The 15,895-nt window shown below is 49.4% G+C and carries 14 protein-coding genes and 1 pseudogene; 8 read left to right on the top strand and 7 right to left on the bottom strand.

The genetic code is table 11. The features are described from left to right. Positions 1 to 86: 86 nt before the first annotated feature. The gene (locus QP775_RS22500) at positions 87 to 1,199 is read left to right on the top strand and encodes a YheC/YheD family endospore coat-associated protein (protein WP_285109041.1); all 1,113 of its coding nucleotides are present in this window, start codon (positions 87 to 89) and stop codon (positions 1,197 to 1,199) included. Between the two features lie 158 nt (positions 1,200 to 1,357). After that, positions 1,358 to 2,161: an archaetidylserine decarboxylase gene (asd, locus tag QP775_RS22495; protein WP_239332456.1), complete on the top strand. Its 804-nt coding sequence runs from the start codon at positions 1,358 to 1,360 to the stop codon at positions 2,159 to 2,161. A gap of 143 nt (positions 2,162 to 2,304) precedes the next feature. On the opposite strand, the gene QP775_RS22490 is transcribed toward asd, so the two are convergent. Genes QP775_RS22490 through QP775_RS22480 form a run of 3 tightly spaced genes read right to left on the bottom strand, consistent with a single transcriptional unit; the run spans position 2,305 to position 3,642 of the window. Continuing rightward, positions 2,305 to 2,772 carry a DinB family protein gene (locus QP775_RS22490; RefSeq protein WP_239332454.1) on the bottom strand — a complete coding sequence of 156 codons (468 nt, stop codon included), beginning with the start codon at positions 2,770 to 2,772 and terminating at the stop codon, positions 2,305 to 2,307. A gap of 14 nt (positions 2,773 to 2,786) precedes the next feature. Then, on the bottom strand, positions 2,787 to 3,116 hold the full coding sequence (locus tag QP775_RS22485; RefSeq protein WP_239332452.1) for a hypothetical protein: 330 nt from the start codon (positions 3,114 to 3,116) through the stop codon (positions 2,787 to 2,789). A gap of 49 nt (positions 3,117 to 3,165) precedes the next feature. Beyond that, positions 3,166 to 3,642: a GNAT family N-acetyltransferase gene (locus QP775_RS22480; RefSeq protein WP_285109040.1), complete on the bottom strand. Its 477-nt coding sequence runs from the start codon at positions 3,640 to 3,642 to the stop codon at positions 3,166 to 3,168. A 205-nt stretch (positions 3,643 to 3,847) separates the two neighbouring features. Here QP775_RS22480 and QP775_RS22475 point away from each other — a divergent pair, with 205 nt between their 5' ends. Next, entirely contained in the window at positions 3,848 to 4,534 is a 687-nt protein-coding gene (locus tag QP775_RS22475; RefSeq protein WP_239332448.1) for an MIP/aquaporin family protein, read from the top strand. Between the two features lie 287 nt (positions 4,535 to 4,821). Here the strand turns inward: QP775_RS22475 and QP775_RS22470 are convergent, their stop codons facing one another. From QP775_RS22470 to pdxR (QP775_RS22460), 3 genes are all read right to left on the bottom strand, one after another. Continuing rightward, positions 4,822 to 5,307 (bottom strand): DinB family protein, encoded by a 486-nt coding sequence (locus QP775_RS22470; RefSeq protein WP_285109039.1) that lies wholly within the window; start codon positions 5,305 to 5,307, stop codon positions 4,822 to 4,824. Positions 5,308 to 5,476: 169 nt separating this feature from the next. Continuing rightward, positions 5,477 to 6,262, bottom strand: a complete 786-nt coding sequence (locus tag QP775_RS22465) for a helix-turn-helix domain-containing protein (protein WP_239332444.1) — start codon at positions 6,260 to 6,262, stop codon at positions 5,477 to 5,479. Between the two features lie 13 nt (positions 6,263 to 6,275). Further along, positions 6,276 to 7,778: a MocR-like pyridoxine biosynthesis transcription factor PdxR gene (pdxR, locus tag QP775_RS22460; protein WP_285109038.1), complete on the bottom strand. Its 1,503-nt coding sequence runs from the start codon at positions 7,776 to 7,778 to the stop codon at positions 6,276 to 6,278. Positions 7,779 to 7,924: 146 nt separating this feature from the next. Between pdxR (QP775_RS22460) and QP775_RS22455 the strand changes: the two genes are divergently transcribed. The 4 genes from QP775_RS22455 (at position 7,925) to QP775_RS22440 (ending at position 12,365) form a co-directional block, all read left to right on the top strand. Beyond that, entirely contained in the window at positions 7,925 to 8,554 is a 630-nt protein-coding gene (locus QP775_RS22455; protein ID WP_285109037.1) for a pyridoxamine 5'-phosphate oxidase family protein, read from the top strand. Between the two features lie 139 nt (positions 8,555 to 8,693). After that, positions 8,694 to 9,989 (top strand): aminotransferase class I/II-fold pyridoxal phosphate-dependent enzyme, encoded by a 1,296-nt coding sequence (locus QP775_RS22450; RefSeq protein ID WP_285109144.1) that lies wholly within the window; start codon positions 8,694 to 8,696, stop codon positions 9,987 to 9,989. Between the two features lie 102 nt (positions 9,990 to 10,091). Further along, positions 10,092 to 11,489: a MocR-like pyridoxine biosynthesis transcription factor PdxR gene (gene pdxR, locus QP775_RS22445; RefSeq protein WP_239332438.1), complete on the top strand. Its 1,398-nt coding sequence runs from the start codon at positions 10,092 to 10,094 to the stop codon at positions 11,487 to 11,489. A gap of 105 nt (positions 11,490 to 11,594) precedes the next feature. Continuing rightward, positions 11,595 to 12,365 (top strand): HAD-IIB family hydrolase, encoded by a 771-nt coding sequence (locus tag QP775_RS22440; protein WP_285109036.1) that lies wholly within the window; start codon positions 11,595 to 11,597, stop codon positions 12,363 to 12,365. Positions 12,366 to 12,410: 45 nt separating this feature from the next. Here QP775_RS22440 and QP775_RS22435 read toward each other — a convergent pair whose 3' ends face one another. Then, the gene (locus tag QP775_RS22435) at positions 12,411 to 12,908 is read right to left on the bottom strand and encodes an 8-oxo-dGTP diphosphatase (protein ID WP_239332762.1); all 498 of its coding nucleotides are present in this window, start codon (positions 12,906 to 12,908) and stop codon (positions 12,411 to 12,413) included. A gap of 312 nt (positions 12,909 to 13,220) precedes the next feature. On the opposite strand from QP775_RS22435, the pseudogene QP775_RS22430 reads away from it, so the two are divergent. Next, positions 13,221 to 15,895, top strand: a pseudogene (locus QP775_RS22430) (collagen-like protein); the annotation flags it as partial.

The raw sequence follows: 15,895 nt of genomic DNA, 5'->3' as shown, positions 1-15,895 counted from the left end.
GCGAATGCTCGCGGACATACATACGATATTGTACAAACCGCTTGCAAAGCGTACATAGCGCTTTGACATAGAGGGAGGTACATCCATTGTTAGACAACCGTATAGGTATTCTGTTTAACGCCAGCATGCTGCGAGGGCTCACGCGCGGCAGAACCCGTCACGAGGCGATTGTGTATTATGAGGAAGCTGCTAAACGTCACGGCGTTGTCCCCGTATATTTCCGCTTGGAAGACGTGGATGTTCGTTCCCTGCAAGTAACGGCCTACATTCGCCGTCATGGCATGTATACGCGGAAACGAATGACCGTTCCGACCGTCATTCATAATCGGGCGATTTACTTTCGTTCTGATTTACACGCGAAAGTTCGAGCACTCGTCAATCGGGGCATTCAGTTGTTCAACCAAGTGAATCGATACAGCAAGCTGACGATTCATGAACTGCTGCAGCGTGATCCGGCGCTCGTCCCCTACCTACCGGATACAGTCCAGGCCGCGCACGGTACCCTCTTTAAGATGATGGAAAGACATCACTCCCTCATCTTAAAGCCTGCTAGTGGCAGCGTGGGTAAAGGCATCATGAAGCTTGATCGCACATCCCGAGGCTGGCAAGCCATGTTCTCCGTACACACGGCTGCCAAAGGCAACCGTTGGCGTACGATTGAGAGCCTTAATCAAGCTTTGCCTGGGCTCATAAGGACCCGCATAAGCCGTGGATCTTACTTGGTACAGCAAACACTGCCGCTTGCTACGTTTCGCGGCAGACCTTTCGATCTTCGTGTTTCGGTACAACGAGATGCAAGTCGCAATTGGCAAATTACCGGCATTGTAGGAAAAGTAGCGCCCTCATACACCTTCTTAACCAATGTAGCGCAGGGGGGGACTGTGCATACCTTTGAAGAGATTGCAGCCAACTCTTTACCATCGTTCCCCTTCCATAGACTGCGACAGCGTGTCTCCAGCTTATCGCTGCTAATCGCAAATAATTTATCACAACAACTCCCGCATCTCGCAGACCTAGGTCTTGATATTGGTCTATCCCCGGATGGTACGCCTCTATTCATCGAATGTAATGGCCGCGATCAACGTTATAGCTTTCGTGAAGCCAATCTAATTACAGAATGGAAATTAACTTATGAGAACCCGATTGCATATGGCGCAAGTCTGATTTATCAGCCTCAATATGCCCCGCTTACAAACTAACGTTAACGCGTTCCCTTACGCTCCAACTTATGATGTTATTGAAAAATGAGGCGTTCTGTGTCAAGATAGTCCAAAGGAACCACTGTATTTTCAGGTATCCTTAAACTACGCAGGACGCCTCTATAAAGGCGGACCGACAAATAGGTGATTACGTAATTATGATGAAGCGATTGTTGCGATTATTAACGGAGCTGTCCTCTCGCAAATGGGTATCCCGGATCGCAGGTACGGTGGCAAGTTCACGATTTAGCCGCAAACTTATCCCGACATTTGCCAAGTCTTATGGCATTCATATTGAGGAGGCGGAAAAAGCGTTACAGGAGTACGAGACACTTAACGACTTTTTCACACGTCGATTAAAGCCCGGTCTACGACCGCTGGCTGAAGGACAGGACAAACTGCTAAGCCCTGTTGACAGTATGATTACGGGGATGGGCCAGATTGAAGATGGTACGATTCTGAATGTAAAAGGGCAGGATTACACGCTCGATGAACTGTTGAATCGCTCGCCACATCGACAAAAGTATAAGCACGGTTTTTATTTTGTGCTGTATCTCAGCCCAACAGACTACCATCGCATCCATTCACCAGTTACCGGACACACTGTAGAAAGTGAATATGTTCCTGGAAAAGTGTATCCAGTAAATGATTTTGGATTAAAGCATATGCGGCGTGTGCTCAGTCGCAATGAACGATTGATTACGTACATCCGCCATGATCATGGCGAAGTATCCGTAGTGAAGGTTGGAGCCCTTAATGTTAGTAGCATACGCTACGTGGATGATAAGGTGAATGCTAATTATGAAAGAGGCGGGGAATTGGCGTACTTCGAGTTTGGCTCTACCGTTGTACTGCTGACAGATACCGGAACTTTTACACCACGTGGGAATCTCAAATTAGGCGATAAGGTGAAGATGGGCGAGGAACTCGGACAGCTTCATACCAAAACAGCCAAATCATAAATTATTAAATGACAAAACCGTCTGAACCGCGCTCCCACTTCAGAGTGCCGTCAGACGGTTTGTTGTCGTTATAGTCAGCAGTATCTGCTACGCTCACGGCACGTCGCAAGTCTTACAGCACTGCGACAATTGCGAGGTCACATTTACTCAAATAATATCACCTTCGGCTCGCGAACATGTTCTGTCATCATCATATGCAGTTGTGCACGGTGATGGTAAACGTGGCCTACCATCTCCACCAGCCATTCATATCGGGAGTAACTTACTCCCCAATACGATGTAGTCTTCTCCATAAGCTCCACCTCGGAATATCCCTTATAAAGGTATTCCAATTGATGCAGTCCTGCCAATGCTACTTCTTTCGCACGCTGCAGCGTGTGAGGTTCGTGCTCCTTGTAGAACACACGCATCTCTTCTTCACTCGCTCCCTCGACGATACGCCTATCCGCCATACAGATCATGGACAAGTGTACGAGTAATTCCCGCAATGAACGCTTATTTGCTATCGGTGATATGTCCAACTCTGAATCTGTTAACTGGTCCATCATCTTGACCACCGATTGTACTGCCACTTTCAGTTGGTGTAATGAAGCCTCTACATATAAGTTCAATATAGTCCTCTCCTTTATTCCCCGCCAACAATCATATGTTCAGTTAACCGTTTGCATGTTTCTTCATGTACTTTCGGTCGCTGTGGGTCTAGTATCGCTAGGAACTGCTGGTATAACGATTCCAGCTCTATGTTACGATTCAAGATGTCCATGGCAGCTTCATATACCTGCTCATTTTCATACATCTGAATCTCAACAAACTTTGTCGGCTCCTCTTCACAGCGGACATGAAGCATCGTATAGTCGACCACAGTCTTATAAATCTGATCGGAGCGATCCACAATAGTCAGGCACTTATTAAGTTGATTAGGTTGAACATAATAGCGATAAATTTTAATAAACACGGTCCTTTTTCCTCCACAAATTCCTTACTTGTTGTCCGTAATAGCCGCTTTATAGCATCTTCTTAAATCCCTTAACATCAACGGTATAACCTAATGCCTCATAGAATCGATGCGCTTCTGTCCGCTGCGCACCTGAGATCAGCATTGTACAAGTACATTCATAACTGCGTGCAATATGCTCCGCATGCTCCATCAGCCTGTTGCCAATACCAAGTCTTCTGAAGCGAGAGGAAACAACAACATTCTCAATCAGCATAAATGGCCGGCAATCTCCAACAAGATCCCAACATAAAATACAAGTAATCGAACCTGCCAGTTCCCCGTCACACTTAGCGCCGAGCAGTCTGTATTGAGAGTTGGCAGCTATATGATCATACACCGTATTCATACGGCTCAAACTACCAGAAACCCCCATCAATTCTTCGTATAGTCCATTTAAGGCCATTAGGTCCTCATGGCTAATGGGTTCAATCGTAATCATGCTGTTACCTTCTTTCTGGATGATACCTCTTTTAATGTCTTTCACTTACAAAATACCTCATGAATACTACTGATCCTTACTGCTGTATGTGCTAAAGATGAATTCACTAATTATGAATTCACTAATTATTTTATATAAATAATAATACGGCGTAGGCGTGATAAAAACCACTTAACAACTGATTTCAGAGCATAGAAATAAACTCCTAAGAATAGGATGAAACTGACATTGATGATAAAGGAGGTTAAGCATGTCATTTAAGAAATATATAGCCGAGTTCTTAGGAACACTCGTTCTTGTCCTATTCGGGTGTGGCAGTGCAGCAACAGCAGGCGGTGAGCTTGGCTATCTTGGAATCGCATTTGCTTTTGGTTTATCTATCGTAGCTATGGCTTACGTAATTGGACCAATCTCTGGATGTCACATTAATCCTGCAGTTTCATTGGCTATGCTGCTTACCAAGAAATGTTCAGGTGGTGATTTCATAGGTTACGTCATTGCACAACTCCTCGGAGCTGTGTCCGCATCGGGAATCCTCTATGCCATCATTAGCTCTACAGGCACAACGACTGTGTCCAATCTCGGACAGAATGGCTTCGGCACAGGCTATGGGATCGGAATTACGATGGGAATGGCGTTTATTGTTGAGATTATTCTAACCTTTGTGTTTATTTACACCATACTCGGAGTAACCTCCGGTTCCAGTAACAGCAGCGTTGCCGGGTTAGTCATAGGACTTACGCTCGCATTCGTTCACATTCTTGGAATCGGGCTTACTGGTACCTCAGTTAATCCAGCAAGAAGCTTTGGGCCTGCTATTCTGCTAGGTGGAGAGGTCCTCTCCGAGCTGTGGGTATTCATCCTTGCTCCACTTATCGGTGCGATTCTAGCCGCTCTAGCCTATAAAACGATTAATCAACGGAGTCAGCAGGCATAATCAAATAACCATCACCCAATGGGAAGAAGATCCTGAATTGCATGGAAATGAGTCATCGAACGTGTGACCATTTCACTAACGTTCCCGTCTGATCTAGTGGCCTCATCCGATACAAAGCGACGCAATCACGCGGTCAGGTTATGCTCAGGCAGTCAAGCGGTATAACTACCATTATGAGGAGTGCAGCTGCTGCACTCCTCATACCTGTATCACATCCATATTGTCAACAGACATCGTCTCCTGCCCTTCATTAGTACATATAGCACGTGTTAAGTCTGTCCACTTGGTTATGCTTGAATGACGTTATGACTTGACTTCGCTTCCAAAAATCGCTTGATCTGATCCATATGATGATGGTCATGATACTTAAAGTCTTCTATGTAACTATCTACTGAAAGCTTGCCGCTTCCATGCTCGATCGGATATTCCTCATCAGGGATACGATGGAGCGCTGCTATAATATCCGCTCTATTTTGGATCGTCAATTCGAGTAATGCATCCTTGGATACGGTTTTGCTGTATTCACTCGCCTCGCGATTAAACTGTTCAAAATCAACCTTTTTAAGTGTTAATGGTTCATGTTGAGCTATACGTAATATTGCACCTTCGTAAAAAAATCGGTCCCATAACGCTATATGGCCTATAATTTCGCATGGAGACCATTTTCCTTCTTGCCAAGGAGTAGACCAAGTCGTTTCGTCTAGAGGCTTTAATGATTCCACAAATGAAATGAGTTCCTTCATAATAGAAATCTTCTCTTGTTTCGTAGTCATCGTATTCATCCCCCCATGTTGGCTTACTCTTTCTCGCTGTTAGACTTCTATGTATAGGAATTCGATAAACCTCCATACCTTCCTTGTCTTACAACTCTACCACTTCTCACTTCTTTCTATTTTATACTTCCCTAGGATCTGACATCAATGACTAAACAAATACCACTAATTATCGGATCTCGGAAGGACTGCGTCCAGTATACTGCTTGAATTGACGACTGAAGAAAAAAATATCGCGATAACCGAGCGCATCCGCCACCTCTGTCACATTCATTCCAGCATGATGCAGCAAATGTTCTGCTCGTTCAATTCGCGAACGAATAATATAACTTTGGACAGACATACCAATCAACTCTTTAAATTTCACTGAAAAATAACGCGGCGACAAATGTGCCCGCGCCGATAAATCTTCAATTCGATGGGTCATGCTCGGATTTTGGCGAATAAAATTGGCGATTTCATGAATGGAAACTGCTAATTGATGGCTTGTATTACGTTCACTTGGCTCCTCCTGATCAGCTCGGAGCAGATAGATCATCATCTGCTTCAGAACAAGCTGTATCTCAATGTCATAGCCATAGGGCTTAGTCATATACAACCGGACAAAGCGAGCAAGCAAATGCTCAAAATCAACCGTCTCGCTTAACTCCCGATAGGCAACAGGCACAAGAGCAACCGGCTCCTCTACATCAAAGTGAATATACGTTAATGTAAGCGGCTTCTGCGGATTATGCGTCGCACTTGTATGATCGCCTGCCCGGAACATAAAGCAGCTCCCTTTACTCACTTGATAGGGCACGTCATTTAAAATTACTTCCCCTTCGCCACTCCACACGTAAAACAAATCATAATTGGCCATCGGCTTTTCCCGCTTCTGCCACCTCCAATTCGGCTCACATGTAATTTTGGCAATTGCAGGCTTCCAGACGTAAGAAGTCGGCGCGGCATTCAACATGTCGTTGCCTCCTTTATTTATCCATTAACATATTTTTCTGTTGAGACACTGCCTCCCACGCTAAGCGCATACGTTGGCATGCGATTGTCCATGCTTCCTCATCCACATAGGACAACCCAAATATAGCGCTGACAGGAGCAGCATCACCCTGTATATCGTAGTGTCTCCCATCTTGCCAAACAACACCCCTGCGTGCTGCTTCTTCACAAAAGGCCTGATACATCGCTGACGGCTGCATCCACCGTGCATACAGATGAAGACCTACATCCTCAGCATACCATTTAAACAAATGACTTACATTTTCCTGCATAATCCGGCAATATATTTGTACTTTTCGACGATGTTCCCGATTAATCCGCCTCAGATGACGCTCGTATTCACCACTGTTCATAAAACGTGCAAGCGCAGCGTATTCCACACGTTCATACTCATTATAACTATACAGGCGAAGTGCCGAATGTACAGGTGTCAACAGGACGTCAGGCACAACCATGTAACCTATACGAAGCTTGGCGCTCAAGGTACGAGTGAAAGAACCCACGTAAATGACTCGACTATGTCGATCCATCGACTGCAGAGGTTCGTAACGTTTGCCGCCAAATCCAAACTCGCTATCATAATCATCCTCGATAATCCACTTTTGCCCGGCCTGGGCCCAACTCAACAGTTCGCCACGAGCATTAACACTCATCGTACGCCCCGTTGGGAAATGTCGATTGGGGGTCACGATTGCTAATCGTACCTCAGAACCATGGAGCAATTCGCTAAGTTGCGATTCCATCTCGACTGCAAAATAAAGAGGATCGCCGCCCGCCGCTCGGACGGCTTCATGAATGCCTCTGTAGCCTGGCGTCTCAATAAGCACAGCGTCACCTTGGCCCGCAAGCAGTTGAACCAGCAGCGTTAAAGCATGCTTGGAGCCATGTGTCAGCACGATACGATCAGGTGACGCAGACACGCCACGGTGACGCATCAGATGAGCGGCAATGGCTTGCTGCAGCGGATGAAGTCCAGCACTGCCCAATTGGGCCAGTGGTTGCTGCCAATCCATTTCACGGATAGCCAGTCGCAAACATCGCTGCCAGTCCTCCACTGGAAAGCCGTGACTTGAGCTCCAGCCAAGACTAAGATCAATCGTATTCGGTGCAGGAGGATTAAATAAACGATTAGGTACGCTGCCTTCCGCTTGAACAACTCTTTCTGCCCATTCGGACAGCATGACTTCCGGAGTGGCTTGCCCGCTCAACGAAGGCAGCGGCAGCTTCAACATGCGAGCCACTCTAGTATGGCTGCCCTGGGCCGCTTCTGCGTAGCCTTCCGATATAAGGCGATCATACGCCGAGAGGACTGTTCCTCTCGACAATGATAGTTGTTTTGCCACTTCACGGGTTGAAGCTAAAGGAACACCGCTTGTCAATTTGCCTTCTAAGATGTGCTGCCTGATGGAGCGATATAAAGCCTCACCCTTGCCGTATCCGCTTTCTAACCATGTCGTGTATGCAGCTAGGCCGTTCATGAGTTTATCTCCTTCGTACTTGGTCATCATGTAACTGGTACATTCATATTAATCCAAATTGGATCTTATTGCATGATCACTTTTTGCGATATGCTCATAAGCATAAATAAGGTTATAACAATGAAGGAATCAGGGAGGCGGACAAATTGAGACGGGCAGAGTTCGAAGTAGAGGGACAAGAATTAATTAACGATTTTTTGAAAGAGCAGCCTTATGGCGTTCTTGGAACGATGGGAGACGACAGTTATCCACGGCTGACGCCAATTATGTACATCCACATGCCAGAGCAGCATGCGTTGTACTTCCATAGCAGTCGTAAAGGAGAGAAAATCGAGCAGTTAAAGAAGCACCCACAGGCTTCCTTTAATGTCTCGGAAATGCACGCTCTCATTCCTTCCCATTTTGTAGACCCCGTATTTGCATGTCCAGCCACCACTTATTTTAGATCTGTGCATATTAGAGGCACGATGTCGATCGTCTCGGATTCGGCTGAGAAAACAAAATTTTTCACAGCATTTATGGAGAAATTGCAGCCTGAAGGCGGTTATGAGCCATTTGACTGGTCCATGTCTGGATATGCCAAACAAGATGCTGCCCTCTTTATTTACAAACTAAATATTGAGGATCTTACAGCCAAATTTAAGTTTGGCCAAAACTTGCCTGAAAAGAAACACCAAATGGTCAAACAAGGATTGGCGGATAGACAGGCTCCTGGCGATGCAGAAACCATCGCATGGATGGAAAAGCTGGACGTTCGACGTTGTCCTTTCTCTTAATACACCTGTAAACACCCGTAAGACAAAAAGAGTTCCTAACCAAGGAACAGATTCCCAAATCACAATGACGAATGATTAAGCTTAATGGTATAATAGGGTGATTAGTTCAATTCAGAATGAAGTTGGAAGGATGGAAAAGATGAACCCACTCGCTCACCAGTTAAACGAAACGATTCGTCAGGAAAATGAACAAATCTTCAGCATGTTGTCCCGCTTGGGTCAACTCATTTACTTTCCTAAGGAAGGCATATTAAGCCAATCCGCGGAGGCAGCAAGCAAAGCCAAGCTGTTTAATGCCACGATTGGTATTGCAATCGAAGACAAAGCTCCGATGCACCTGAAGGTCATCCAAGATCAACTGTCTGCGTTTAACCCGAAGGACATCTATCCATATGCACCTCCTGCAGGCAAGCCTGAGCTCCGGAAGCTGTGGCGAGAGAAAATGTTGAAGGAGAACCCTTCCCTTGTTGGCAAAAATATTAGCAATCCGATCGTAACCAATGCCTTGACACATGGCTTAAGTATTGTGGCAGACCTGTTCGCGGATGATGGTGATGTTGTTATTATGCCAGACAAAAACTGGGAAAATTACGAATTGACGTTTAACATTCGTCGGGGAGCAGAAATGGTTTACTACCCGCTCTACAATGACGAGTGGAAATTCAACAGTGAGGCTTTGCGCGCATCTCTACTGGCAAACCGCGATAAGGGCAAGGCCATTGTCGTGCTGAACTTCCCGAACAATCCGACGGGATATACGCCAGGCAGAGAAGAAGGGGAGAAGATCGTAGCCGTCATCCAGGAAGCAGCAGAAGCCGGCATGAAACTGGTTGTCGTTACAGATGACGCTTACTTCGGATTATTCTTTGAGGACTCCGTCCACGAATCACTCTTTGGCGCGTTGGCCTCCATTCATCCAAATGTGCTGGCTGTTAAAGTTGACGGTGCAACGAAGGAAGAATACGTATGGGGCTTCCGTGTAGGTTTTATCACCTACGCCTCAACATCCGATTCACTGCTTGCCGCATTGGAGCAGAAGACGATGGGAATTATCCGTTCTACAATCTCAAGCGGCCCGCACCCATCCCAGACATTTGTGCTGCATGCACTGCAATCGCCTGACTTTGAGCCCCAGAAGCAAGAAAAGTTTAACATTATGAAAGGCCGCGCCAATAAAGTGAAGTCCCTGCTTGATAGCGGTAAATACTCAGGCGTATGGACCTACTATCCATTTAACTCCGGATATTTCATGTGTTTGAAGCTGGATCATGTGAATGCTGAGACTCTTCGCCTTCATCTGCTTGACAATTACGGAATCGGCACTATAGCGCTTGGGGATACCGACCTGCGAGTTGCATTCTCCTGTATTGAGGAAGAGAACCTCGAAGAGCTATTTGACAAGATTTATCAGGGTGTACTGGATCTGCAATCCTAAAACTATTCATATATGCATGCCGCGAGGGCCAAAGTTGTCGGATTGAGATCCGCTTCTGAGGCCCTTGGCGCTTTATTCTACATGTCAGTTTGGAGATAAGTTATGACTACGCTCATGTTGCCGCAGGAATCCGCTCACTTACCGATGTATAAGCGGATTTTCGATTATATGAAGTCTGAAATAAGGAATGGACACTGGAAAGCGGGCAGCACGCTGCCGTCCATTCGGAAGTGCGCACTGGAATTACATGTTAATAAAAACACAGTTGATGCAGCATATCAGCTCCTATTGTCAGAGGGGTACATTTATAGCGTTGCAAAAAAGGGATACATTGTCGCTTCCATAGTCGAGACGGTATTGTCGGACAGTGACAAACCACTATCCGCTTCGAGCGTCACAGCCCAAGAAATAATAGATTTTAAGTATGGCAATATTGAGCTGCGTCACTTCCCAATCTCCGTCTGGAATCGCCTGAGAAACCGGCTTTTCAAACAATTTTCCGAGCAATATGAGGTTGTGGGCGATCCTTACGGTGAAGCGGCTTTGCGAAGCGAGATTATAAAATTAGTACACAGTGGAAGAGGTATCCACGTCCGTGAAGATCAGGTCATTATTGGATCGACTCCGCAACAGCTAGTGACGGTTTTGGCTCAATTGCTCGACAAGGAACAAATTCGACTAGGTGTCGAGAACCCAGGGTATGATGGGGCACGACTTGTATTTCATAATATGGGCTACGATGTTACAGGCATCCCGCTGTTAGAGGACGGAATTGATCTGGTTCATGTTGAACGCTCAGGTGTTAATGCACTTTACGTAAGCTCATCGCAGCAGTTTACCAGCAAGCTGGTTCTGCCGCTCCACAAGCGCATGCAATTAGCAGAATGGGCATCCGCTCACGAAGACCGTTGGCTAATCGAAGACGATTATGAATGGGAGTATCGGTATTCGGAAACGCCGCTTCCTTCCATTTGCAGCATGGGGAGCTCTCACCATATCATCTACATCGGCTCCTTATCCAAATCTATTATACCGCTATGTCACATCAGTTATATGATCGTCCCAGACTCAGTCATCGAGCTCATGGATAACAGACTCTCAGAATACGATCAACCCGTATCAAGACTGGATCAGCTGACATTAGCAGCATTTCTGGCAGAAGGGTGCTGGCACAAACATGTTGCTCGGTTGCGAAAATATTACGAGCGGAAGATGAATCATCTGCAGCAAGCCATTCTCACTTATATGGGAGATTCCGTCTCTATTCAAGGCAAGGATATGGGTATGCACGTTTTTTTGGAAGTTCATCTCGATTGTACAGAAGAAGAGTTGCTCGCACAGGCACATGCCGCAGGCGTACGTGTGTATGGGACATCCAGATACTGGACAGATACAACTAAGCGCTGGCCTGTAGTGCTGCTTGGTGTTGGTTCTTTAGATGAAGAGCAGATGGTTGCTGGTGTAAAGCTGCTCGCGTACAGCTGGTTCTCTTCACATTAAGCACATCCTGTCTTGTCCCATTTCATTGAAGAAGATCTGTACCTTTCTGACTTACGATAAAAGTCCTACACTAGAGAGGTACACATCAAACACGAGGTGAGCACTTTGAATTTCATTTTTGATATCGACGGTACGATCTGCTTTAAAGGCGAGCCTGTCTCCCAGCTAATACAAGAGGAGCTGCTTAAGCTGAGAGAACAAGGTCACGTTGTCGGCTTTGCATCAGCTAGGCCTTGCCGAGACATGCTGCCTGTACTAGACAAACGATTACATGATTGCTTAATGATCGGTGCTAATGGTGCAATGACTTATTATAATCACGAGTTAGTACAGCTTAATTTTATTCCACAATCCATCTTAGAGCAGCTGATCAGCATGAGCAGCAAGCATAAAGCTTCTTACTTGATTGATTTGGCGTGGGACTACCATTATGCGGGTGATCGAAGCCATCCCTTTTTAGCCAAAGTAGATCCAAGCGGCCTCGCTGCCAGTGTTAACTTAACTACAGAGACCAAAGCTGCTAAGTTCCTCGTTACAAGCTGTATGGATGCAGCAGCGCTTCAGCAAGATCTTGCAGCGTTACCGATTACTATTCATCACCATTCAGATGAGGAGATCGTAGATATTACTGCTGAGGCTGTAGACAAGATGGTTGCACTACGACAATTTGGCATACAGGAAGGTCAATTCATATGCTTTGGTAACGATACGAATGATCTCCCCATGTTCTGCCACGCCGCGTACTCCGTCATGATTGGCGATCACCTTGGGCTCCAGAAAATCGCATCGGAACAAATTAGAATGGGATCAGACACCGAGGATCAGATCCTCACCGCGTTGTCCAGATTCAGCACGGAAGCAGCTACTTCGCACTAAGCGAACTAGCTGCTTTTCTTTTCCATGCCACATGCGTAAGTAGTTTTATGAAATAGCTGTATAGTGCTTAATTGTTCGATCCAACGTCAGTTGCTTCTGCTCGCTCCAGACTGAGCTAATCTCAAATGTGCCTGGTTCAAAAAATAACAAAAACCTGCTTTTAAACCAATCCTGCATAGGAAGTTCTAGTGCTTGTTCGCGATCAATCCATATTAATTCGCCTTCTGGCGGATGCTCTAGCAGCTCGCCTTCATGGGATGTGGACAAATAATTAAAAACCATATATCGAAGCCCTGTATCCGGATCACAAAATTCCGCTAGCCCTTTATATTGAATCTGCTTGACGATAAGCCCCGTCTCCTCATACACTTCGCGAATCGCACCATTCACGATGCTTTCGGGAAAATCTACCTTGCCACCTGGAGCAATGTAACCTGGAAAACCTCGCTTGTCCGGCCTGTTCAGTAGCAGTACTTTGTCTCCGTCTGCTATCATGCACATCGTGTAAAGTTGGTGTGTAATATCTGTTGACATGTCATTCATCTCCATATTTAACTCATACTCTCTATATCCATGTGGTCTTTCTATCAATATCATACTTTACCGCGAAATGACCCCCATATTCCATTATTATCTTAGAATTAAAAAGCTGCGTTTGCAATCGTTCTAATCACTCTTTGCAGCACTTGTGTCCTAGTTGAGCGAGGCAGAGATAGTCGTCCATGCTGCGCACAGCCCTACCTATGAATACATAGAATATTGCTGTAATCGGTATTGCAGGTTTGTTAGGCTAACGTACCTGTTGTTTAAAAATAAACACAAAATTTACAATCCATGACGAAAGGAAGGATGCTCATGCAGCATGATAGGCCACAATGTTACTCGATATTTCCGCCTCAAAGCTGCAATTCCATATTTCCTCCACCACCTCACCCACCACCAATTATAGGGCCAACTGGCCCTACTGGGCCTACAGGAGCAACGGGGATTACAGGAAATACAGGGGCTACTGGGGTAACAGGACCAGTTGGTCCTGCAGGTCCAAGGGGAGTTACTGGAGCTACCGGTGACACTGGCGCTACTGGAGTCACTGGAGCTACCGGGGCTACTGGAACCACCGGCGCTACTGGCGTGACCGGAGCTACCGGTGCCACGGGCGCTACTGGTGCTGCCGGCGCTACTGGAGCCACCGGGGCTACTGGAGCTACTGGAGCTACTGGAGCTACCGGCCCTACTGGGGCTACCGGGAACACGGGTGCTGCTGGAGCCACTGGCGCTACTGGGGCCACCGGTGCTACTGGGGATGCTGGAGCCACCGGCGCTACCGGCGCTACCGGGGCTACTGGCGTTACTGGTGCTACTGGCAACACGGGCGCTACTGGCGTGACCGGAGCTACTGGGGCCACGGGCGTTACCGGTGCCACTGGCGCTACTGGTGCTACTGGGGCTACTGGTGCTACTGGGGCTACTGGGGCTACTGGGGCTACTGGGGCTACTGGTGCCACTGGTGCTACTGGAGCTACTGGGGCCACCGGTGCTACCGGTGCTACTGGCGCTACTGGTGCCACTGGTGCTACCGGAAACACTGGCGCTACCGGTGCTGCTGGCGCTACGGGTGCTACTGGTGCTACCGGAGCCACGGGTACCACTGGGGCCACGGGCGCTACTGGGGCTACGGGCGGTAACGGAGCCACTGGAGCCACCGGCGCTACCGGTGCCACGGGTACCACTGGAGTCACTGGGGCCACTGGCGCTACTGGCCCTACTGGGGCCACCGGTGCTACGGGTGTTACTGGAGCCACCGGAGTTACTGGAGCCACTGGCGCTACTGGAGCCACCGGCGCTACTGGCGCTACGGGTGCTACCGGCGCTACTGGGGCCACCGGCGATACTGGAGCTACGGGTGCCACCGGGGCTACTGGAGTCACTGGAGCCACGGGCGACACTGGCGCTACCGGTTCTACCGGCTCCACTGGGGCTACCGGTGCCACGGGTGCTACTGGAGCCACGGGCGACACTGGCGCTACCGGTTCTACTGGTGCCACTGGGGCTACCGGGGCTACTGGCGCTACCGGAGCCACTGGGGCTACTGGAAACACCGGGGCTACTGGCGAGACTGGTGCCACTGGAGCCACTGGAGCCACTGGAGCCACTGGAGCCACTGGGGCCACCGGCGATACTGGTGCCACCGGCGCTTCCGGGGCTACTGGAGCCACGGGCGCTACCGGCGCTACCGGTGCTACTGGGGCTACTGGGGCCACCGGCTCTACTGGCGCTACCGGTGCCACGGGCGCTACTGGCCCTACTGGGGCCACGGGCGACACCGGAGCCACGGGCGCTACTGGGGCTACCGGAGCTACCGGTGCCACCGGGGCTACCGGCGACACTGGTGCTACTGGTGTGACGGGCGACACTGGAGCCACTGGTGCCACGGGCGCTACCGGAGCTACTGGTGCTACTGGGGCCACTGGCGCCACCGGAGCTACTGGCGCTACTGGGGCTACTGGGGCTACTGGAGCCACCGGAGCTACTGGCGCTACTGGCGCTACTGGTGCTACTGGTGCTACTGGTGCTACTGGTGCTACCGGGGCTACGGGTGTTACTGGAGCCACCGGAGTTACTGGAGCCACTGGCGCTACTGGAGCCACCGGCGCTACTGGTGCTACCGGCGCTACTGGTGCTACCGGCGCTACCGGTGCTACTGGGGCCACCGGCGATACTGGAGCTACTGGGGCCACCGGGGCTACCGGCGACACGGGTGCTACTGGGGCTACTGGGGCTACTGGGGCTACGGGCGCCACCGGAGCTACTGGGGCTACTGGGGCCACTGGCGCCACCGGAGCTACTGGCGCTACTGGGGCTACTGGTGCTACTGGAGCCACCGGAGCTACTGGCGCTACTGGCGCTACTGGCGCTACTGGTGCTACTGGTGCTACCGGGGCTACGGGTGTTACTGGAGCCACCGGAGTTACTGGAGCCACTGGCGCTACTGGAGCCACCGGCGCTACTGGTGCTACCGGCGCTACTGGTGCTACCGGCGCTACCGGTGCTACTGGGGCCACCGGCGATACTGGAGCTACTGGGGCCACCGGGGCTACCGGCGACACGGGTGCTACTGGGGCTACTGGGGCTACTGGGGCTACGGGCGCCACCGGAGCTACTGGGGCTACTGGGGCTACTGGGGCCACCGGCGATACTGGAGCTACTGGGGCCACCGGGGCTACCGGCGACACGGGTGCTACTGGTGTGACGGGCGACACTGGAGCCACTGGGGCCACGGGCGCTACCGGAGCTACTGGGGCTACTGGGGCTACTGGGGCCACCGGGGCGACCGGTGCTACTGGCGCTACTGGAGTCACTGGAGCTACCGGGGCTACTGGAACCAGCGGTGACACTGGAGCTACCGGTGCCACGGGCGCTACTGGTGCTGCCGGCGCTACTGGAGCCACCGGGGCTACTGGGGCTACTGGGGCTACTGGGGCCACCGGGGCGACCGGTGCTACTGGCGCTACTGGAGTCACTGGAGCTAC

Source organism: Paenibacillus sp. UMB4589-SE434 (assembly GCF_030226685.1).
Classification (GTDB): Bacteria; Bacillota; Bacilli; order Paenibacillales; family Paenibacillaceae; genus Paenibacillus_B.
This window is presented reverse-complemented; position numbering and strand designations above follow the sequence as displayed.

Bases quoted from the DNA above. Each gene is read 5' to 3' on its own strand.
- QP775_RS22450 (WP_285109144.1), top strand. From the start codon at position 8,694: ATGAACCCACTCGCTCACCAGTTAAACGAAACGATTCGTCAGGAAAAT.
- QP775_RS22470 (WP_285109039.1), bottom strand. From the start codon at position 5,307: ATGACTACGAAACAAGAGAAGATTTCTATTATGAAGGAACTCATTTCA.
- QP775_RS22475 (WP_239332448.1), top strand. From the start codon at position 3,848: ATGTCATTTAAGAAATATATAGCCGAGTTCTTAGGAACACTCGTTCTT.
- QP775_RS22465 (WP_239332444.1), bottom strand. From the start codon at position 6,262: ATGTTGAATGCCGCGCCGACTTCTTACGTCTGGAAGCCTGCAATTGCC.
- asd (WP_239332456.1), top strand. From the start codon at position 1,358: ATGATGAAGCGATTGTTGCGATTATTAACGGAGCTGTCCTCTCGCAAA.
- pdxR (WP_285109038.1), bottom strand. From the start codon at position 7,778: ATGAACGGCCTAGCTGCATACACGACATGGTTAGAAAGCGGATACGGC.
- QP775_RS22435 (WP_239332762.1), bottom strand. From the start codon at position 12,908: ATGAATGACATGTCAACAGATATTACACACCAACTTTACACGATGTGC.
- pdxR (WP_239332438.1), top strand. From the start codon at position 10,092: ATGACTACGCTCATGTTGCCGCAGGAATCCGCTCACTTACCGATGTAT.